A 19,228-nucleotide genomic window follows, 5' to 3' on the forward strand; every position below is an offset into this window, starting at 1 on the left:
GCTCGGCGCTCTGCGCCGAGCCGGATGAGGGTGTCTCGCGCCAACATTTCTAGAATTCCAACCCAAGGACCGCACCATGCCCCGCAAAGCCGCCAAGAAACCCCAGCCGCCAAAGCTACCCAAGGGCGAGGCCGAGCAGGTGCGCATCCGCCGCGACGTCGGTCACGACTTCGCGCTGAAGCCCGACGGCTTCGGCCGTCAGCGCCTCACCACCGGTACGGCCGAGGCGCGCCGCATCTACGAGGTGTCGAACGGCGGCTACACTGGCGGCGTCGTGCGCCTGCGCAATGTCGATCCGCTCACCGGCATCACCTCGCTCACCCGCCAGCAGCGCGAAGCCGGCCAGCGCTTCCGCGACGATTTCGAGCGTAGCCAGCGCGAAGGCCTGCAGCCGCAATCCTGGAGCGAGCGCGTCGATACCGGCCGGATCGGCGGCGGCGTCCCGGACCGGGTGCTCTCAGCCGGCCGGGCGTATGCCCACGCTGCCGCCGCGCTCGCCCATTGGGAAGTGGCGGAAGTGGCCCGAAAAATCTGCCTCGAAGGCCAGTCGGTGAAGGCCATCGCCGAGCGCAGCGGCGACGGCCGCGACGTGGTGGTGAAGCTGCTGAAGGTGGGGTTGGATCTGCTGGCGGTGCACTACGGGATGATGATGGGGAAGAAGGTTGGGTAGGGGGGCGGCATGGTCGCGGCCACTTAGCAAAGCAAAGTGAATCACGATGTGAGGTGGCTGACGCGAACTTGCAGAGGCTCGGCGCTGCCCCTCATCCGCCCTTCGGGCACCTTCTCCCCGTAAACGGGGCGAAGGAGAAGCGCGGCATCGGCGACGGTCGCTTTCTCCCAGTTCACGGGGAGAAATTGCCCGGCAGGGCAATGAGGGGCAGCGCTGACCTTCAACGTTATTTGCGGAGTCCGGTGTGCGTTTTGGAGGTTGGCTCCTCGCCACCCTCAGGCTTCCCCTCCCACCCGAACACGCTCCGTCCGCCCAGCAAATGCGACTGGTCCATCTCGCCGGCGACGATCTCCTTCAGGCTCGGCCCCGTCACGTAGCGCTCCATCCGACGGGACTCTCCATCCAGCCGCCTCAGCGCCTCCAACTCTTCGGTTCTTCCGAGCTTGGCCTTGCCCACCGCCGATTTCAGCACGGTGATGGTCTCGTCATAGACTTTCAGCGGCACGGGGAAGGGGTGGCGGTCCTTGCCGCCATGGGCGAGGGAGAAGCGCGCCGGGTCGGAGAAGCGATAGGGCGCGCCGTGCACCACTTCCGACACCATGGCCAGAGCCCGCACCGTGCGCGGGCCGACGCCGGGGACCAGCAGCAATTCAGGAAAATCCTTCGGGCCGCTTTCGATGGCCGAGGCGATGTTGCCATGCAGGCGGCGCATGACGATGTCGCTTTCGCGCACGTCGTGATGAGCCGGCATGACGAGGTTGGGCAGCAGCGGCTGCGCGGCCGGTTCAGGCTCCGACCGCGGTTCCAGCGCGGCCAGCTCGGTCAGGATCTTTTCCGGGCTCATCGTCTTGAGCAGCGCGATCTGGCCGCCGCGGGCTTTCTCGGCTCGACGGTCGGTCAGGTTGACGATCTCGCCCTGGCGCTCGCCTTCGATCGCCGCATGCGGTTGGTCGACGAAGCTTTTGAGCCCCTCCGACAGCCAGTGGTAGCGGCGTGCCTGGCGAGCATCGCCGTTCATGCCTTGCTGCACCACCACCCAGCGCCCGTCATCGGTGACGATGAAGCCGTGCAGATAGAGGTCGTAGCCGTCCTGCACGGCGGCGCTGTCCACCTTGGCGACGAGCCGGCTGGCGGTGGCCAGGGCATCGCCGTCCAGCCCGACGCGCTCGCCGATCGCCATCAATTCGCCGGGCGTCTTGCGCGAATGCGCGCCGCGCCCGCCGCAGACATGGATGCCGAGTTCGTTGCTGAGCGGGTTGAGCCCCCGCTTCAGCGCGCCGATCACGGAGGTGGTGATGCCCGAGGAATGCCAGTCCATGCCCATCACGGCGCCGAAGGACTGGAACCAGAAGGGATGCGCCAGACGCCGCAAAAGCTCATCGCGGCCGTAATGATGGACAATCGCCTCGCACAGCACTGCGCCGAGCTTCGTCATCCGATCGCCCAGCCATTTCGGAACCCGCCCGCCATGCAGCGGCAGGTCGGCGCTGCCGCTTCGCTGCGTCAAGGATGTTCTCCGTGGATGCCGGAGAATTAGATGGCATTTTGCCGGGAATTTGCAAGGCGCCGACTGATCTCCCCCCACAAGGAGGGAGATCAGTCCGCCGGCCCGCTAATACCGGTAATAATACCCGTGGTGATGCCTGTGATGGTGCCGGTGATGATGCCTGTGGTGGTACCGATGGGGATAGATGTAGTAGTGCCTGTAATACCGATGGTACCGGTAGTGCGGATACCGGACCACGTAGCCGGGATAGTAGTCGTCATAGTAGCGCGGTCCATAATAGCGGCCGCCGTAATCGTAGAACGGGCCGCCGCCGTAGAACGGGACACCGAAGAACGAGCTGAAGCCGCCGAACGGCCCGAAGAACTGTGCATCCGCAGGCGCGACTGTCGTTGCGGCGGAGGCGATGGCAATCGCCGAAGCAAGTAAGAGTTTTCTCATGGCAACCTCCTCCTGAAGGCCGATTACCAAATAAACGGTCGCTGCAAGCGTATGTTCCCGATCGCTAATATTCGCAGCGCATCGTCACCCTCGAGGATAGGTCGCAAAAGCGGCTAACAAGCCAGCCTCTCATTGCCAGCAAGGTTCAATACCTGCAGACGCGGATCGCCTCGTAGACCCGGTGGTGATGACGCCAGTGTCTCACATATTCGACTTGGCAGCGCCTGTGATGCCGGAAATAGTAATTCCGGTAGTAATGCGGCCTGTAGCTATAATACTGGTGGTAATACGGCCGATACATGTAGGGGTCACTGTAATAGTCGTCACCGTAATATGGCCCGTAATCGTTGTAATAATCGTCGTAATAACCGTCCCCGATGCCGATCCCGAATTCTAGGCGTCCGGCATTGGCCGGGCCGATCACGGCGAATGCCGACGCAATGGCTATAACGGAGGCGAGCAGGAGCGTTTTCATGACTACCTCCTCCCTGGAGTTGATCACCCCATAAACGCGCCGGAGGCAGGTTATGTTCCAAATCGCTAATATTCGCCCGCCCATCCCTGGGATGGGCGGGCGGCCATCTCCCTCGCGAGTAGGAGATCAGCCAATCATGGGCACCGCTCGGTCAACGCTCGCAGATGCGGATTTTTTCGATGACGCGGTGGTGATGGCGCCAGTGCTTCACGATCCTGACCCGGCAATTGTCGCCATAATACCGGCTATGATAGCGGACCACATAACGTTCACGATCCGGGACATAGTAGTCGTCATCATCGTAGACATGCCGGTAATAGCGGTGAGGATAGTATCCGCCATAATAGTCGTCGTCATAGCCTGGACCGACGCCGATACCGAGTTGCACGCTGCCGGCGCTGGCCGGCGCGATCGCGAACGCCGAGGCGATGGCGATCATCGAAGCAAGCAGAAGCTCTTTCATCGCTGCCTCCTTGAGTTGCAGGACGCCCCTTCGAGAGATAAACGGTTTCGACGGGGCCGGTGTTCCGAGGAAAATGCGCGGCCCCTGTCTCGGGGACGAGCCCGTTCGCAAATGCGGGAAAACGCTCGCTCCCCCGCAAGGGCGCACGGACCAGCGGGAATAGCGCGTCGCGCGATGTCGCAGCATCACTCGCGCACCTTGGCGCCATCGGCTATGCCACACCTGACGTAAATCTCAACCGCAGGAGCTCCCATGACCAAGCAGACCATTCTCAAATTCGGCGCCGTCGAGCATGCCGAGGCCGGCGACCTGCCGGGCTGGATCGTCGTGGAGGGCAGGCCGACCATGCAGACGGCCGTGCAGCACACCACCGAGGACGGAAAGGTAATGTCCGGCACCTGGCGCGCTTCGCCCGGCACCTATCACGCCACCTACACCGATTATGAATTCGTCCACATGATCGCCGGCCGCATCATCATCACGCCTGACGGCGGCGAGCCGGTCGAGGTCGGCCCCGGCGATGCTTTCGTGGTCGAGGCCGATTTCAAAGGGACGTGGAAGATCCTCGAGCCGGTGACAAAGCATTTTGTCGTTGTGGTGGGGTAGGGGGGATGAGCTGCTGATCTCTCCCCACAACGGCTACGCCATGCACACATCTTCTGTGACTGGCGCGACTGATCAGGCCGAGGCTTGATTGCCACGTTGTTCCCCCAATCCGTCGCTGCTTCGCAGCGCCACCTTTCCCCCCTCCGGAGGGAAAGGAAGGGAGCGTTGCTGGACGGGCGTTGACGGCAAAAAAGCTTGGCGCCTTTCCTCTACCCCGTCGATCGGGGGAGAGGTGGCTCGGCGAAGCCGAGACGGAGTGGAGGCCGACCAGCGCTACACAAGGCAATGCATGCGCCAAGCTGCCATGCATCCTATCGCCAAAGACCAGCCGCTTCGAAATGTGTGCATGCCGTAGCCCACAAGGGGGAAATTGGCAGCATCATCTTCCCACTTTGGAAATCACCCTCTTCTCCACGTCCGGCTCCAGCGATTTCGCGAAGGGTGTCGCCATATGGTGCCGGTCGCGGAAGGCGAGCTTGCCGTCGATGAAGACGTGGCAAATGGTGGCGCTGCAGAAGCGGTCGGTGAGGTCGACGTAAGCAGCGTTGGGGATGCTGTCGACAATATCGCGCTCCACCGCCGCCATCTTGTCGTTGGCGGCATAGGCCCGCGTCTGGTCGCAGCGCGAGGGCGTTTCGTTCCGCCAAAGCGCCCGCGCCACGCAGGTGTCGACATTCGCGTTGTTGAATGGCACGTCGCGGATGAAGGCGACCTTGAGGCCGGCTTGGCTCAGGCTGGTGAGCGTGGAGCGCAGGCCGGCCCGCCAGTCGGCGTCCTGATCGTCCGTGTCGCCGTCGCGCCCCGCCATCTTGCGCCCGCTGCTCAGCGCCAGTTCCGATATGACCACCAGCGCTGGCTTTGCGCGGATGATCTCCTTGATCGCCTGCTCGCGCCAGCGGTCGCATTCTGCGTAGGCGCGCTTCAGCTCGGACGACCAGACGCTGATGCGCGAGGCGCGGCAGGAGTTTTTCAGCCAGGTCATCACCCGGTAGCCGTTTTTCCGGCCCGCCTCGATCAGCGGCGTCGACCAGTGGTCGGCGTGGGAGTCGCCGAACAGGGCTATGGTGCGCCCGCCGTCGCCGAACACACAGGGGATCGGCGTGACCGTCTCGTAGTCCAGCACGCAGCCTGCTTTGGCGCGGGCCGTGGAGGGTTCGGCGGCGCTCGCGGCGATGATGCGCTGCCGCGGGTCGAGATCATGCGCGGCGAGCCTGGCATTGCCGTAGGCGGCTGCGACGCCGGTGCCGGTCAGGAGGAGGGCCGGCACCAGCGCCCGCGCCGCATTGGCCATCAGCCAGCCGCTGCGACGGATCGGGTTCTCGATGAGGTGGTAGCTGAGGATGGACAGCGCGAGTGTCAGCGCAAGGCAACAGAGCCGCTCGGCGGGTGTCAGCTCCGGCGCCAGCATGCCGGCATAGACGATGACCGGCCAATGCCAGAGATAAAGCGAATAGGAGAGCCTGCCGATCCATTGCAAAGGCGGCAGCGCCAGGGCGGCGTTCACGCAGTTCCGTTCGGAATTGCGCAAACGAGGAGTGCCGTCCCTGACGCCGGCCGCTCCCGCCTTGAGCAGAAGGACTGTGCCGGCCACCGGCAGAAGCGCCAGAAAGCCGGGGAAGGGAGCGCCCTCGCTGAAGGTGAGATAAGCGGCCCCGATCATCGCCAGTCCGGCCAGGCTCAACGCCCGCCCCAGCCGCGGACGTTCCTGCAACAGCCGCGCCGGCACCATCGATGCGAGGCCGCCGGCGGCAAATTCCCATGCGCGCAGCGGCGAAAAGTAGAACGCCCAGGGTGGCGATACGCTCGTCAGCCAGGCGCAGAGGACAAAGGAGACGAGGCCGGCCGCGGCGATTGCCATGACGATCGAGCGTTTGCCCGGCTTCAGCCAGGCGGCCAGCATCAGCAGCGCCGGCCAGGCGAGGTAGAATTGTTCCTCGACCGACAGCGACCAGTAATGGATGAACGGGTTGCTCGCGGCGTCATTGGCGAAATAGTCGAACGACCAGCGGATCAACCACAGATTGATCATGTAGGCCGAGGCGAACATGGCGCCCTTGGAATAGAGCGCCTGTTCTTCCGGCGACAGGATGACCGCGCCGGCGGCAAGTGTGGCGACGATGACGAAAAGCGCCGCCGGCAGCAGGCGCCGCGCGCGCCGGGCGTAGAAACGCAGAAGGTCGAGCCGGCCGGTGCCGGAAATCTCGGCGACCAGATGGCGGGTGATCAGATAGCCCGAGATGACGAAGAAGATGTCGACCCCGGCAAAGCCGCCGGGCAGCGCGGTCAGGCCGAAATGGTAGGCGATGACGCCCGCCACGGCCACCGCCCGCAACCCTTCTATGTCGGGCCGGAAATCCTGCGCTGATGCTGACACGAATACGAACCTCGCAAGCTCGTTCGTATCCCGCCTTGGGGAAGACTTGCGCCTGCGGGCTCATATCGCAATGCAACAAATCTAACGCGGTGCAACATAAAGGGAGGGGTGACAGGCTTTCGGCGGTGACGGCCGCAGTGCCATCCTCGGACTTCACGTTCTGAGATCCGATCCGATCACGCGCCGATGCCGTCGGTAGACCTGGTTGGGCGATATTTGAGGCCGATGCCAGACAGGCGCCGGGAACTGGCGGCCGCGGTGCCGTTGTCGGTCAAGCGTTGAATCGGGGCGGTGACGCTCCGGCTTGGTCCGCGACATCCGGCTTGAAAATTGAGGCTGGCCAGGAGCGGGCGGTACACCTCGAAGGTGCCCGCCCGTCCGGCGCCGCCGCCAAGCTGCTGAAACCCCGTCCGTCCCCAACAGCAACGGTCATGGCGTGACCAGTGGTTGCCGAGTGCCATTGGCGCGGTGCCCTGTCAACGCCGCCGGACAGCGGCCCGGAAGCGTCTTTTTAGCCGCCTTTTCGTCCTCGAAGCACGCTTTGCAGCCGTGCCGGGGACACGGCGAAAAAGCCACGAAATGGCGGAATTCCGGGCTTTTGAGATATCCACCAGGCAGCGCCGCGCATATGCCTATCCGCTTGAATAGGCCGATTTTTCGCCGGCCGGCATGTCGCTTCGACCCCGACTTTTTTTGGGTGCAATTCGGCAGTACAGCATTGATGCCCGGCGACGACGGGATTCCGCTTGAAAGCGGCATCGAATCTATCTGTGAGCCGTTTCATGACCCGCTCATGAAAGACGTGATAGAGTGTCGCCGAATGGGGGAAGTTGCGATGGCCAAACGGTTGTTCGAGGTTCTTGCCAGACGGCGGTCATGGCTGGACCGGGTCGCTTTGGGGCTGCTCGTGTTCCTGGCGACCCTGGTCGCCGCGCTGATGGGCGGCGCCAGCACTTAAAGCCAGGAAAAGTGCCTGGCGGTTTGCTCGGCGACTTCGCCGCGCTTCGTGCACACTGGCGCCAATGCAAAACGGAGCGCGCTATTTCCTTTGGCCTATAGCCTTGAATTCGAATGTCGTGGGCCTGAGCCTGACCGGTTTCGGCCGCTCGGTGAGATCGACGACGCGGACCCATCTGTCGGCGCCGGCGCGCAAAGTGACTTTCTGGCCAAGCGCCTTCTCAGCCGCCTCGAAAGGCGTCTTTGCTGCGGCCGAATGGACCGCGACGACGGCTTCGCCGTCCATTTCCTCGACACGATAGATTGTCATGCGGGGCGCCCGCCGCTCCGCTCTCGCCCTTATACATTTTATTAGAAGTTACGAATGGAAGGCAAGACTCCCGGGTGTAGCGAAAGCGAAGCCGGCCGGGTTTAGTCCTCTATTGTAGAGGGCGCGCCGTAGCCGCGCAGGCCGGTTCCGTTGCAGGCTTGGCAGGAAGCCCGTTGTCCAGGGCAATTGTGGCGCAACGCGCCAGAGGGACAGCATGCGCCGTTCGACGCCACCTGTTTCTCGCACTCGAACACCTTGCCGGCGCCCAGGCACCGGGGGCAGGCGAACTTCCTGAATTCGCTCAAGCGAGCCTCCGGCTGTTTCACGCGCGCCCGGCAACGCGCTGACTATGCCGCGGGTTCCATGACAGACACGGTTAGTCCTGCGTACGATAGTACATGTTAGTAATGGCTAATATGATAAAGGCATCGCCTGCAACGCGCGGTTGGTTCCGCGGTGCCGCGGCGTATCAGGGCATGGGTTCCTCGCCCTCGCGAAACGGCGGAGAGGAAAGGCGGCACACCTCTTTCACCAACCCGCGCAACCAGCGATGCGCCGGATCGGCGTCGAGCCTCGGGTGCCACAAGAGCGAGACCGTCAGCGCGGCGAGCTTCACCGGCAGCGTGAAGGTGAACAGGCCCTCGCGCAGCGTTCCGGTATAGCGTTCCGGCACCGTGGCGATGAGGTCGGAGCCACGCGCTAGCGCCAGCGCCTCGGCGAAGCCGCCGACCACGGTCGCGACGGTCCGCGTCAGCCCGGCGAGTTGCAAGGCGTCATCCACCGGGCCGCGGTCGAGGCCGCGGCGCGAGATCAAAATGTGCCGGCCGGCGGCGAAGCGCGCGGCGGTGATCCGGCCTTCGCACAAAGGATGGCCGGCCCGCGTGACGCCGACAAAGCGGTCGCGGAACAGCGCCTGCGCGCGCACCTCCGGCCCGGTCGAACCGCCCACCACGCCGGTCTCCAGATCGACCGCGCCCTCGCGCATCGGGCCGCTATCCTTGTCGGGCTTGGGCACGAAACGCAGTTGCACGCCCGGCGCTTCCTCAGCCACGCGGGCGAGCAGCGCCGGGCCGAAATTCTCGACGAAACCATCGCTGTTTCGCAGCGTGAAGCTGCGGCCAAGCCGCGCGAGGTCGAGCCGCTCGGCAGGCCGCAGCACCGCTTCCGCCTCCTTCACCAGCCGCCCGACCTGCCCGCCGAGCTCGACAGCGCGCGGCGTCGGCACCAGGCCGCGCCCGGCACGCACCAGAAGCGGGTCGCCGGTCGCCTCGCGCAGCCTCGCCAGGGCCCGGCTCATTGCCGAAGGGCTGAGCTTCAGGCGCCGCGCGGCTTTGGCGACGCTGCCTTCGGCAAGCAGCACGTCAAGAGTGGCGAGCAGGTTGAGATCGGGTCGCGACATGGCGCGACCATAGCACGGATTCGTCAAAGCGGCATGGCGTCTGATGCACTATTCAAGTGCATACGCTGCGTGTTCCGCCATGTCATGCGCACGCCTATCTTCCCCGCAAGTTCAACCGGCGGAGAAGAAATCATGGCCGACATTGCCGAAACCCGGGCTGCGCCCCTGCGCCATTCGACGGCGGGCGCGCTGGCCGGCCTGTCGCTTGCCATGCTCGTCTCGTCGCTCGGCACCAGCATCGCCAATGTCGCGCTGCCGACGCTGAGCGCGGCTTTCGCCGCGTCCTTTCCGGCGGTGCAGTGGGTGGTGCTTGCCTATCTGCTCGCCATCACGGCGCTGCTCGTCAGCGTCGGGCGTCTCGGCGATGTCGTCGGCCGCCGGCTGCTGCTGATCGCCGGCCTGGCGCTTTTCAGCGCCGCTTCGTTTGCCGCCGCGCTCGCGCCGTCGCTGGCGATGCTGATCGCTGCCCGCGCCGTGCAAGGCCTAGGCGCCGCGGTGATGATGGCGCTGACGATAGCCCTCGTCGGCGAGACGGTGCCGAAGCAACGCACCGGCAGCGCCATGGGCCTGCTCGGCACCATGTCGGCGATCGGCACCGCGCTTGGGCCCTCGCTCGGGGGCGTGCTGATCGCAGCTCTCGGCTGGCGCTCGATCTTCCTCGTCAACGCCGCGCTCGGCGCCGTCGCGCTGCTGGCCGCCTGGCGCTTTTTACCGGGCGACAAAGGGGCGGGCATCGACCGCGCAGAGGCGAAGGGAGCCGCGCGTTTCGATATGCTGGGGACGCTGCTGCTTGCCGCCACGCTTGCCGCCTACGCGCTGGCCATGACCATGGGGCGCGGTCATTTCGGTGGTCTGAACATGGCGCTGCTCGGCGGGGCAATTGTTGGCGCGGCGCTGTTCGTCGTCGCCGAGGCCAAGGTGGCGTCGCCGCTGGTCAAGCTCGCGCTGTTGCGCGACCCGGTGCTGGCGCCGAGCCTCGCCATGAACGCGCTGGTCTCGACGGTGATGATGGCCACGCTGGTCGTCGGCCCGTTTTTCCTGTCGCGTGCGCTGAGCCTCGGCGACGCTGCGACCGGAGCCGTGATGTCGATCGGGCCCGTGGTCTCGGCGTTCTGCGGCATCATTGCCGGGCGTGTCGTCGACCGCCTCGGCGCTGCCGCGATGGTCATGGCCGGGCTGGTGCTGATGGTCGCCGGCTGCGTCGCGCTCGCTGTGCTGCCGGGCGTCTTCGGTGTCGTCGGCTACGTGGCGGCGATCATCCTGCTGACGCCCGGCTACCAGCTCTTCCAGGCGGCCAACAACACCGCCGTCATGGCCGACGTCGACAGCTCCGAGCGCGGCGTGGTGTCGGGCATGCTGAGCCTGTCGCGCAATCTCGGCCTTGTCACCGGCACGGCGGTGATGGGCGCGGTGTTCGCCTTCGCCGTGGGCACCAAGGATGTCGCGACGGCAGCGCCGGCAGCGGTCGCCGGCGGCATGGGGTTCACCTTCGCGGCGGCCACGGGGGTGGTGGCGTTGGCGGCCGCGATAGCGGTGGCTGGACGGAGAGGCCGGATCGCATGATTTGGGAGATCGGCAGCTCGGCGCCGCGCCCTTCCTTCCGCGATCGCGCAATTTCGTCACCGCACGGGGAGCATATTCTGACACGCGGCGGTGCCCATTCCGCCTTCGGCCGGTGCCTCAGCCCCCAACGAACCCCCGCCCGCTGCGGCGCCGGCCCATCCTCCCACCCGATCTCGACCGCGCGCCGGAGCGGATGGCGCATGTCGTCCTCCCCGGAACCAAAGCGACAGGCAGCGGTTTACCCAGCCGAAGGGATGATTCAGGAATCAGGAATAAAGCAATGAAAACAGTGCTTCTTGCTGCCCTGGCGCTCTGCGTCGCCGCACCCGCCGTCGCTTCGGCGGCCGAGGCCGATGTCGTCATCAGGACGCATCACAGGCATCATTATCATCACCGCCCCGCCATCATCATCAATGACGAGGGCCATCGCTTGCATCACCGCCATCACGGCACGGTCGCCTTCTATGACAATGGCAAGCGTAGCTGGCGTTATCGCCATCACCGTCGTCAGGACGTGGTCGTCACGAGTTCGATCCACCGGCACCATCATCGTCGGGTCGTCGTCGAGGGCGGCTCCGACTATTGACGCCCCGCGCCCCGGCTCGTGCGATCAGACACGGGCCGGGAGCGCTTTTTTCCGATTTGTCTCTTCAGGACCGATTCCGCTGCGCAGCGCTTTCAGCGCGCTGGCCTGAAGCATGGCGCCCAACCGCAGCCGCCGACGGTTGGCGCAGGCGCCCTTCGACGCCCATTGGACTTCGCCACGGCACAACCCATATTTGAGCTCATGGAGCTTCGAGCGTGACCTTCGCGCGGGCGGCCCTTTTCGCCGTTGCCCTCCTGGCAGCGGCTGCCGTTTCTTCCTTCTCCTCGACCGGGAGCGGGAAGGTCGCGTTGAGCGTTGCCATTGACGGCGCTATCGGGCCGGCCAGCACCAGGCAGCTCGAGGAGGCGCTCGATACTGCTGCTCAACGCAACGCCGAAGTGCTCGTCCTTCAGCTCGACACGCCGGGTGGCCTGGTCACCTCGATGCGCGAAATGATCGCCGACATCCTGGCCTCGCCCGTGCCCGTCATCGGCTACGTCGCGCCGGCCGGCGGCCATGCGGCGAGCGCCGGCACCTACATTCTTTACGCAACCCATGTCGCGGCGATGGCGCCGGGCACCAATCTGGGCGCGGCGACGCCGGTCGAGATGGGCGGGCTGCCGTCGCTGCCGGGCGGCGACAAGGACAAGAACCAGAAGGGTGTCGCCGAGCCGCCCGGCGACGAGATGATGACCAAGGTGACCAATGACGCGGTCGCGCTCATCCGCTCGCTTGCCGAGATGCGCGGCCGCAACGGCGACTGGGGCGAGAAGGCGGTGCGCGAGGCAGCGAGCTTGTCGGCCAACGCCGCCCTGCAGGAGCATGTCATCGACTTCGTCGCCCGCGACACTACCGAGTTGCTGCAGCTTGCCGACGGGCGCACCGTCGATGTCGCCGGCGCCAAGAAAGTGCTGGCGACGAAAGGGCTGCCGGTCGAGACGCTGGAGCCTGGCTGGTTCATACGGCTGCTCTCCGTCATCACCGACCCGAACACCGCCGTCATCCTGATGCTGGTCGGCGTCTATGGCCTCGTCTTCGAGTTCACCAGCCCGGGCGCCGTGGCGCCCGGCGTCATCGGCACCATCTGCCTGGTGCTCGGGCTCTATGCGCTCAACCTCTTGCCGATCAACTATACCGGCCTGGCGCTGATGCTGCTAGGCATCGCCTTCCTGATCATCGAGGCCTTCAACCCCACCGTGGTGCTGGGGTTGGGCGGCGTCGCCGCTTTCCTGCTCGGCTCGGCCATGCTGCTCAGGATCGAAGGGCCGGGCTTTGCCATGTCGTGGGCGGTCATCGGCCCCGCCGCCGTGCTGACGCTCGGACTGGCGCTGCTCACCGGAACCTATGTCTGGACGGCGCGCAGGAACCCGCCGCGCGTCGGCGGCGAGGCGATGCGCGGCCTGCCCGTCGAGATCATCGACTGGCAGGGCGGCGAGGGCCATGTGCTGGCCTTGGGCGAACGTTGGCGGGCGAGGGCCGACGAACCCGTCGTACCCGGCGACAGGGTCGAGGTGATCGACGTCAGCGACCTCGTGCTGACCGTGCGGCGTCGTGATGCGAGCAACAACGGAGTGAAATGATGGTCGGTTACGTGGCCTATCTCATCATTGCGCTGCTGGTAATCATTTTTTTGGCGGCCGCCATCCGCATCCTGAGGGAATATGAACGCGGCGTGGTCTTCACGCTCGGCCGCTTCACCGGGGTCAAGGGCCCTGGGCTCATCATCCTCATCCCGTTCGTCCAGCAGATGGTGCGGGTCGATCTGCGCGTGGTGGTGCAGGACGTGCCGCCGCAGGATGTCATCTCGCGCGACAACGTCTCGGTAAAGGTCAATGCCGTGCTCTATTTCCGCATCGTCGACGCCGAGCGGGCAATCATCCAGGTCGAGGATTTCATGGCCGCAACCAACCAGCTGGCGCAGACCACGCTGCGCTCGGTGCTCGGCAAGCATGAGCTCGACGAGATGCTGGCCGAACGCGACAAGCTCAACAGCGATATCCAGGAGATCCTCGACCAGCGCACCGATGCCTGGGGCATCAAGGTCTCCAATGTCGAGATCAAGCATGTCGACCTGAATGAAAGCATGATCCGCGCCATCGCCAAGCAGGCCGAGGCCGAGCGGCTGCGCCGCGCCAAGGTGATCAATGCCGACGGCGAGCAGCAGGCGGCGGCGAAGCTGGTCGAGGCCGGCCGCATGCTTGCGGCCGAGCCGCAGGCCATGCAGCTGCGCTATTTCGAGGCCCTGCACGACATCGCCGGCGAGCGCTCGTCCACGGTGGTATTCCCGCTGCCGGTGGAATTGCTCGGGCAATTCATGAAAGGGCAGGGCAAATGAGGCGTTGACGCTGCCGGTCTTCCCTCGTCGGCAGAGTCAATCAGCTCCGCCGCCCGAACCCTTGCCGCATTCTGCCAGCACTTTGCCGATCGCAGCACCTGAGCCTTTCAGCGGAAAGCTCGCCGTGCCGTATTTGTCGGCCGAGACCGTCACCTCGCCCTTGCCGCGCAGCAGCGCCAGCAACGGGTCGGCGGGGCCGGAGAGTTCGGCGGTAAAGTAATTGTACATCGCCTCGAGCACGAGCTTTTTGGTCACGCTCTTGCCGCCGGCCTTGAAGGTAAAGGTGCCCTTGCTGCCGGGCTCCAGCTGCCCGCCCGCGGCGCCGAGATCATAGCTCAGCACCGGCTTGTCGAAGCAGGCCAGCATCAGATGTGCATCGCCCTTCGGCCCGCCGCACACCGAAGCCGTCATCACGCTGCCGCCTTCGTCCTCCTCCATCCGGGCGGACCAGGCGCAAGGCGCGGCATGGGCGAAAGGGGTGGCGAGAAGGGCAAGTGTGACGATTGCCAGTGCGCTTTTCATAGTCGATCCCCCACCGTGGCGGGCATCATATAGAGATTGGCGAAAGTCGGCGAGCGGCCAATTTCTCCTGAATGGATCTCGCTTAAGTGCTCTTGGCCAACTCGAACAATTTCAGCAGATTGCCAAAGAGTCGACCAGCAACATCTGCGAGCCGCCCGGCCCCGTCACGATTTCATTGCGGAAGTTGAGGCCTGCCATGCACAACCGGGCAACCTCCTTCGTCGCAAGACGCGGGCGATAGCGCTCGGGTCCGTCCGCGGCGTTGCCGGCGACGGCGATTGCACCAGGTATTGACGACAATCCGACCGCCGACGATTGCAAGGAGGTAAAGCGATGACCGATGACGCAACTGCGATCCGCCAGGTGGTCGAGACCTGGATGGCGGCGAGCCGGAAGGGCGATCTGGAGACCGTGCTTGGTCTGATGACGGACGATGTCGTCTTCATGGTTCCCGGCAAGGAGCCCTTCGGCAAGGAAGCCTTCGCCGCGGCCTCCAGGAGCATGGGCGAGACCAAGATCGACGGTGATAGCGAGATCGTTGAGCTCAATCTGCTCGGCGACTGGGCCTATATCCGCAACCGCATCGATATGACGGCGACACCGCCCGGCGGCGAGCCGGTGCGGCGGTCCGGCTATACGCTGACGCTGCTGCGCAAGGAGAATGACGGCCGCTGGCGGCTGGCGCGGGATGCGAATTTGCTGGCGGCAAAAGGGTAGGGCGCGGTCGCCGGAACTGCCTATCCCCTTCTGAGGCGAGGAACCTTGTCCTGCGGCCACCGCGTCCGCGATCTCCGCCGCGAATGCCCGCTATGTCGCGCTTACTTTCGCCACGGCGGCTCAGGCGCAAAGCGTTTGCCGATCCAGTCGGCGAAGGCGCGGGTCTTGGCGGCCTGACCCTTGGCCGAGGGCATGACGACATAGACCGCGCCCTCGTCGGCAAGTGTCCAGTCCTCCAGGATCGGCACCAGCCGACCGTCGGCGAACTCGCGCCCGACCAGCCAGTCGGTGCTCATCATCAGGCCGACGCCCTGCACGGCGGCCTCGACCAGCACCTCGGCGTCGTCGCTGACCAACGGCCCCGAAACCTCGACGCGCACGCGCCGACCCTCGCGGTCGGTCATCTCCCAGGCCGGAAAGGTCTGGAAGCCGGAGAAACCCAGGCAGCTATGCTCCAGCAGTGCCTGCGGCGTTTCCGGCCTGCCCCTTCTGGCGAGGTAGGAGGGCGCGGCGCAGAGCAGCCGGCGGCGCGTCGCCACCTTGCGCGCCACCAGGCGCGAGTCCTCCAGGCTGCCCAGCCGTACGGCGACGTCGAAATTCTCGGCGACGAGATCGGCGAAGCGGTTGGAGAACTCTGCCTCGATGTGGACCTCGGGAAACTCCACCAGGAATTGCGGCAAGAGCGGCCCGATCCACATGCGTCCGAAGGTCCCCGGCAGCGCCAGCTTGAGCAGGCCGCGCGGCCCGCCGACGGCATGCGCCGATGCGGCCGCCTCGGCCTCGTCGACCGAAGCCAGGATGGCGCGCACGCGCAACAGGAATTCCGCGCCCGCCTCGGTAAGCGACACGCTGCGCGTGGTGCGGTGGAGCAGCCGCACCCCCAGCCGCTCTTCCAGCGATTGGAGACGGCGCGACAGGATGGTCGCGTCGCGCCCGACTCTCGCTGCCGCCCTGGTGAAGGAGCACGCCTCGGCGACGGCCGCGAAGGCCGCCATTTCGGCAAGGGCGGAAGGCTCAACTGATTGCTGCATGATTTGCAATACTCAAATGCAAAGTCCAACGATTATCGAGTAGTAGCGCAGCAGCTAGGTTCGCTCAATCGTCCATCGACCACGCACGGAGTGAACCCATGAAAGCCATCGAACTCAGCCAACCCCGGCTCGACGCCTTCCGCGCCGCCAGCATCGCCACGCCCGAACCGCAACGCGGCGAGGTGCTGATCCGCCAGCGTGCGGCGAGCCTGAACTTCGTCGATGTCGCCGTCGCGAGCGGCAATTATCCCGGCCCGGTGTTTCCGCTCGTTCCCGTTGCCGACGGTGCCGGCGAGATCGTCGCGCTGGGCGAGGGCGTGACGACATTCAAAACTGGCGACCGCGTTGTTGCCCACGCCAAGCCGCGCTGGATCGGCGGCCGGCCGCGTCCCCACGAGATGACGCAGATGCGCGGCATCTCGTTGCCCGGGTCGCTGGCCGAATATGTCGCGCTGCCAGCCAACTCGGTCGTGCCGGTCCCGGCGCATCTCTCCTTCGGGGCGGCCTCGACCTTGCCGATCGCCGGCACCACCGCGTGGAACGCCATCCGCGCCGCCGATGTCGGGCCGGGCTCCGTCGTCGTGCTGCTCGGCACGGGCGGCGTCTCGATCTTCACCCTGCAGCTTGCCAAGGCGGCCGGGGCAACCGTCATCATCACGTCGTCCTCGGACGAGAAGCTCGAGCGGGCCAAGGCGCTCGGCGCCGATCACCTGATCAATTACCGCGCGACACCGGATTGGGACGGCAAGGTGCTGGAACTGACCGATGGCCTCGGCGCCGACCTCGTCGTCGAGACCGGCGGCACCGCCACCTTCGCGCGCGCCGTCAACGCCACCGCGCCCGGCGGCACGCTGTTCACCATCGGCTTCGTCACCGGCGCCGAGGCCACGGTCAATCTGCTGCCGATCATCATCAAGGCGCTGAAGGTGGTGGGCAACAACACCGGATCGGTCTCGGACCTGCGCGACGCCGCCCGTGCCATCGGCGCCGCCCGGATCGAGCCGGTCGTCGACAAGGTGTTTTCACAAAACGAGGCGACCGAAGCCTACACCTACATGGCCGCCGGCGGCCTGCATTTCGGCAAGCTGGTGTTCGGCTTGGATTGGTAGGAAGAGCCGGCGCTGGAGTGGGCGAAAGCGATGAATCTCTCGGTCTCCCTGAAGCCGACTTCCCTGACAGGAGATGTGGGAGCTTCAATCCGCGTCGCCGCCCGAGCCCTTGCCGTATTCGGCCGGGCTCCGTCGACCGAGCGTTCTCACGCTACTCCCGATCCTTCTTCACCTTTCGCCGTCAGAACTTGAGGTCGAGGTTGGCCTTGACGCCGTTGTCGGCGTTATGGGAGCCGAACCAACCGGTGTAGGACAGGCCGAGCGTGGCATTGGCCGAGATCGGCAGGTCGAAACCGGCATCGATCACCACGCTGTCCCTGGCGACAGGCACGCCGGCGATTGTAAAGGCATCGCCGCCGGCGAAGGCGAAAGTCGAAGTCGGCGTGACATCGCCGAAGGCATGGCGCCAGCTGAGCGTGCCGCGCGCGGTCGCCTCGATGCTGCCCAGGGTCAGGTCGGTCGAGGCGCGCAGCCCGAGCGTGGTGAAGGTCGCGTTGATGGTTGAACTTGCGCTGGTCAGGGCTGCACCGCCACCTTTCTCGGTGAAGCCGTCGGTGTGAACGCTGACATAGGCGAGATTGGCGAAGGGCTCGAACTTGAAGCGCCCGGCATCGGCCTTGTAAGCGAGTTCGCCGAACACCTGTGCCGTGCCGGCATCGTAGTCGGCCGACAGTTGATCGGCGAAGCCATTGAAGGCAACCGCGCGCTTTGTCGAGATGTTGTTCCAGCTGTAGGCGGCGCCGGTGCGGAAGGCGATGGCGCCCCAGTTAGTGCCCCCGTAGAGCCCGAGATGGTAATTGTCGCCGGCGCCGCTGGAACGGCGAGCGTCAGCGTCGAAAGTCGAATGGCTGTAGCCGCCTATGGCACCGACGCGCCAGTCCCCGACCAGGCTATCGGCGCCGACTAGGAGGCCGCCGGTCGAACGATCGAAGGCGGCGGCATTGCCGTCGCTGCCGGTATGTCCCCACGAGCCGAAGGCTTGGCCCCATACGGCGAAGCGATCGGTGTCGGCCGCGACCATTTCGGGGCCGCCCTCACCATAGGCCATGACCGGCAATGCGGCTGCGTCGGCATCGCCGAACGCAGCGCTGATCCGCCTGGTGGCGGCGTCGCGGATGAAGCGGCTGTCCTCGAGGAGCATGCCCTTGGCCGAGGCATGGATCTCTCCCGAGAGCTGGTCGAAGGCGTCCTGGGCGGTTGCCTCTGTCGGCAGCACGGCGATTGCGTCGTAGAGCGGATTGCCAGCCCCCAGGCTTTCGGCGCCACCGCCGGTGGCGATCTGGTTCGGCGTCAGGCCAACTTGAGCGAAGGTCTTTTGGACCACATCGAGATAGACGTGATTGGCGTCATAGCTGTCGACGAGGCCGAGGAAAGCCGTGCCGATATCGCCGGTGAGCGAGTAGTTTCCGGCGACGCCACCATCGGCTTGCAACACCGTGTAATGCGTGCCCGCTACGTAAGGCGCGGCATCCGTCTTGACCACGTCGACGACCGATCCGGCGGCGATCGTCGCCATGCCGGTCGCGTGGAGAAGATCGGACTGGCCGGTCGAAGTCAGTTCGACCTGGTAGATCGAACCGGCCGCCTGGTCGATGTTGCCCGCGACACTGAGCGTGCCGATCGAATTGCCCGGCGCGATGATGCCTCCCGAGTGCGCCGCGATGCCGCCCACCGTGCCGTTGCCGCCAAGTATGCCGCCCGAGATCGTCACCAGCGAATCTGCCAGCGAACCGTTCACGGCCAGCCGCCCGCCGCTCACATTGGTCGCGCCGGTGAAGGCGCTGGAATCGGCGGTGAGATTCGTGTTGCCGGCGATCTGGTTGATCGTGCCGGCACCGCCGATCGCCGACGCGAAGGTGTAGTTCGTGTCGGTGTGGTTGAAGTTGATCGCACCGGTGCCTGCGCCGAACTGGACAGCCGCAGCATTGAGTATGCCGGTCGCCGATGCCGCCGCTCCGGCTACGCCACCGAAATTGAGCGTGCCGATTGAGCCTGCCTGGCTGGCAATGGTCACGATGCCGCCGACCGAAACCGCACCGCCGTTCGAAATCGTCAGCGTGCCCGTGCCGAATTCGCCGACATCAAGGTTGCCGGTGTTGGTCCAGGTCGAGCCAGCGCCGTCGACCGTCGCCGTGCCAACGCCGTTGCCGAACGCCACAAAGCCAC

At 65.5% G+C, this 19,228-nt stretch carries 19 protein-coding genes; 9 read left to right on the forward strand and 10 right to left on the reverse strand.

Going from position 1 to position 19,228, the window contains the following annotated elements:
- Positions 1-76 precede the first annotated feature (76 nt).
- Positions 77-670, forward strand: a complete 594-nt coding sequence (locus tag LB525_RS28235) for a DUF6456 domain-containing protein (protein ID WP_224549792.1) — start codon at positions 77-79, stop codon at positions 668-670.
- Positions 671-896: 226 nt separating this feature from the next.
- Here LB525_RS28235 and LB525_RS28240 read toward each other — a convergent pair whose 3' ends face one another.
- The 4 genes from LB525_RS28240 to LB525_RS28255 form a co-directional block, all read right to left on the reverse strand.
- Positions 897-2,177 (reverse strand): DUF763 domain-containing protein, encoded by a 1,281-nt coding sequence (locus tag LB525_RS28240; RefSeq protein WP_224549794.1) that lies wholly within the window; start codon positions 2,175-2,177, stop codon positions 897-899.
- A 105-nt stretch (positions 2,178-2,282) separates the two neighbouring features.
- Complete coding sequence (locus tag LB525_RS28245; RefSeq protein WP_224549796.1) at positions 2,283-2,615, reverse strand: hypothetical protein; 333 nt, start codon at positions 2,613-2,615, stop codon at positions 2,283-2,285.
- Between the two features lie 145 nt (positions 2,616-2,760).
- Entirely contained in the window at positions 2,761-3,090 is a 330-nt protein-coding gene (locus tag LB525_RS28250) for a hypothetical protein (protein WP_224549798.1), read from the reverse strand.
- 151 nt (positions 3,091-3,241) lie between these two features.
- The gene (locus LB525_RS28255; protein ID WP_224549800.1) at positions 3,242-3,553 is read right to left on the reverse strand and encodes a hypothetical protein; all 312 of its coding nucleotides are present in this window, start codon (positions 3,551-3,553) and stop codon (positions 3,242-3,244) included.
- A gap of 252 nt (positions 3,554-3,805) precedes the next feature.
- On the opposite strand from LB525_RS28255, the gene LB525_RS28260 reads away from it, so the two are divergent.
- Positions 3,806-4,159, forward strand: a complete 354-nt coding sequence (locus tag LB525_RS28260) for a cupin domain-containing protein (protein ID WP_224549802.1) — start codon at positions 3,806-3,808, stop codon at positions 4,157-4,159.
- Between the two features lie 379 nt (positions 4,160-4,538).
- Here LB525_RS28260 and LB525_RS28265 read toward each other — a convergent pair whose 3' ends face one another.
- Entirely contained in the window at positions 4,539-6,533 is a 1,995-nt protein-coding gene (locus tag LB525_RS28265) for an acyltransferase family protein (RefSeq protein WP_224549804.1), read from the reverse strand.
- A gap of 628 nt (positions 6,534-7,161) precedes the next feature.
- On the opposite strand from LB525_RS28265, the gene LB525_RS28270 reads away from it, so the two are divergent.
- Positions 7,162-7,491: a hypothetical protein gene (locus tag LB525_RS28270; RefSeq protein ID WP_224549806.1), complete on the forward strand. Its 330-nt coding sequence runs from the start codon at positions 7,162-7,164 to the stop codon at positions 7,489-7,491.
- A gap of 81 nt (positions 7,492-7,572) precedes the next feature.
- Here the strand turns inward: LB525_RS28270 and LB525_RS28275 are convergent, their stop codons facing one another.
- Complete coding sequence (locus LB525_RS28275; protein ID WP_095768306.1) at positions 7,573-7,800, reverse strand: hypothetical protein; 228 nt, start codon at positions 7,798-7,800, stop codon at positions 7,573-7,575.
- Between the two features lie 469 nt (positions 7,801-8,269).
- Entirely contained in the window at positions 8,270-9,199 is a 930-nt protein-coding gene (locus LB525_RS28280) for a LysR family transcriptional regulator (RefSeq protein ID WP_224549808.1), read from the reverse strand.
- A 132-nt stretch (positions 9,200-9,331) separates the two neighbouring features.
- On the opposite strand from LB525_RS28280, the gene LB525_RS28285 reads away from it, so the two are divergent.
- From LB525_RS28285 to LB525_RS28300, 4 genes are all read left to right on the forward strand, one after another.
- Complete coding sequence (locus LB525_RS28285; protein ID WP_224549810.1) at positions 9,332-10,762, forward strand: MFS transporter; 1,431 nt, start codon at positions 9,332-9,334, stop codon at positions 10,760-10,762.
- A gap of 280 nt (positions 10,763-11,042) precedes the next feature.
- Positions 11,043-11,348: a hypothetical protein gene (locus LB525_RS28290; protein ID WP_095768308.1), complete on the forward strand. Its 306-nt coding sequence runs from the start codon at positions 11,043-11,045 to the stop codon at positions 11,346-11,348.
- A gap of 215 nt (positions 11,349-11,563) precedes the next feature.
- Positions 11,564-12,928 (forward strand): NfeD family protein, encoded by a 1,365-nt coding sequence (locus LB525_RS28295; RefSeq protein WP_224549812.1) that lies wholly within the window; start codon positions 11,564-11,566, stop codon positions 12,926-12,928.
- Positions 12,925-13,683, forward strand: a complete 759-nt coding sequence (locus LB525_RS28300) for a slipin family protein (protein WP_095768310.1) — start codon at positions 12,925-12,927, stop codon at positions 13,681-13,683. The genes LB525_RS28295 and LB525_RS28300 overlap by 4 nt, the downstream gene beginning before the upstream one ends.
- A 36-nt stretch (positions 13,684-13,719) precedes the next feature.
- Here LB525_RS28300 and LB525_RS28305 read toward each other — a convergent pair whose 3' ends face one another.
- Positions 13,720-14,205 carry a hypothetical protein gene (locus LB525_RS28305; protein WP_224549814.1) on the reverse strand — a complete coding sequence of 162 codons (486 nt, stop codon included), beginning with the start codon at positions 14,203-14,205 and terminating at the stop codon, positions 13,720-13,722.
- Between the two features lie 333 nt (positions 14,206-14,538).
- Here LB525_RS28305 and LB525_RS28310 point away from each other — a divergent pair, with 333 nt between their 5' ends.
- The gene (locus LB525_RS28310) at positions 14,539-14,922 is read left to right on the forward strand and encodes an SgcJ/EcaC family oxidoreductase (protein WP_140631592.1); all 384 of its coding nucleotides are present in this window, start codon (positions 14,539-14,541) and stop codon (positions 14,920-14,922) included.
- Between the two features lie 101 nt (positions 14,923-15,023).
- Here the strand turns inward: LB525_RS28310 and LB525_RS28315 are convergent, their stop codons facing one another.
- Complete coding sequence (locus LB525_RS28315; protein ID WP_224549826.1) at positions 15,024-15,953, reverse strand: LysR family transcriptional regulator; 930 nt, start codon at positions 15,951-15,953, stop codon at positions 15,024-15,026.
- Between the two features lie 98 nt (positions 15,954-16,051).
- Here LB525_RS28315 and LB525_RS28320 point away from each other — a divergent pair, with 98 nt between their 5' ends.
- Positions 16,052-17,062, forward strand: a complete 1,011-nt coding sequence (locus LB525_RS28320) for a zinc-dependent alcohol dehydrogenase family protein (protein WP_224549828.1) — start codon at positions 16,052-16,054, stop codon at positions 17,060-17,062.
- Positions 17,063-17,243: 181 nt separating this feature from the next.
- Here LB525_RS28320 and LB525_RS28325 read toward each other — a convergent pair.
- Positions 17,244-19,228, reverse strand: a 1,985-nt coding sequence (locus tag LB525_RS28325) for an autotransporter domain-containing protein (protein ID WP_224549830.1), incomplete at its 5' end; no start/stop codon positions are given.

The organism is Mesorhizobium sp. CA16 (assembly GCF_020165175.1).
Classification (GTDB): Bacteria; Pseudomonadota; Alphaproteobacteria; order Rhizobiales; family Rhizobiaceae; genus Mesorhizobium.

Excerpts from the sequence above, each read along its gene's own strand:
- LB525_RS28280 (WP_224549808.1), bottom strand. The coding sequence starts at position 9,199 with ATGTCGCGACCCGATCTCAACCTGCTCGCCACTCTTGACGTGCTGCTT.
- LB525_RS28235 (WP_224549792.1), top strand. The coding sequence starts at position 77 with ATGCCCCGCAAAGCCGCCAAGAAACCCCAGCCGCCAAAGCTACCCAAG.
- LB525_RS28315 (WP_224549826.1), bottom strand. The coding sequence starts at position 15,953 with ATGCAGCAATCAGTTGAGCCTTCCGCCCTTGCCGAAATGGCGGCCTTC.
- LB525_RS28320 (WP_224549828.1), top strand. The coding sequence starts at position 16,052 with ATGAAAGCCATCGAACTCAGCCAACCCCGGCTCGACGCCTTCCGCGCC.
- LB525_RS28250 (WP_224549798.1), bottom strand. The coding sequence starts at position 3,090 with ATGAAAACGCTCCTGCTCGCCTCCGTTATAGCCATTGCGTCGGCATTC.
- LB525_RS28245 (WP_224549796.1), bottom strand. The coding sequence starts at position 2,615 with ATGAGAAAACTCTTACTTGCTTCGGCGATTGCCATCGCCTCCGCCGCA.
- LB525_RS28305 (WP_224549814.1), bottom strand. The coding sequence starts at position 14,205 with ATGAAAAGCGCACTGGCAATCGTCACACTTGCCCTTCTCGCCACCCCT.
- LB525_RS28270 (WP_224549806.1), top strand. The coding sequence starts at position 7,162 with ATGCCTATCCGCTTGAATAGGCCGATTTTTCGCCGGCCGGCATGTCGC.
- LB525_RS28255 (WP_224549800.1), bottom strand. The coding sequence starts at position 3,553 with ATGAAAGAGCTTCTGCTTGCTTCGATGATCGCCATCGCCTCGGCGTTC.
- LB525_RS28285 (WP_224549810.1), top strand. The coding sequence starts at position 9,332 with ATGGCCGACATTGCCGAAACCCGGGCTGCGCCCCTGCGCCATTCGACG.
- LB525_RS28290 (WP_095768308.1), top strand. The coding sequence starts at position 11,043 with ATGAAAACAGTGCTTCTTGCTGCCCTGGCGCTCTGCGTCGCCGCACCC.
- LB525_RS28275 (WP_095768306.1), bottom strand. The coding sequence starts at position 7,800 with ATGACAATCTATCGTGTCGAGGAAATGGACGGCGAAGCCGTCGTCGCG.
- LB525_RS28310 (WP_140631592.1), top strand. The coding sequence starts at position 14,539 with ATGACCGATGACGCAACTGCGATCCGCCAGGTGGTCGAGACCTGGATG.
- LB525_RS28260 (WP_224549802.1), top strand. The coding sequence starts at position 3,806 with ATGACCAAGCAGACCATTCTCAAATTCGGCGCCGTCGAGCATGCCGAG.
- LB525_RS28300 (WP_095768310.1), top strand. The coding sequence starts at position 12,925 with ATGATGGTCGGTTACGTGGCCTATCTCATCATTGCGCTGCTGGTAATC.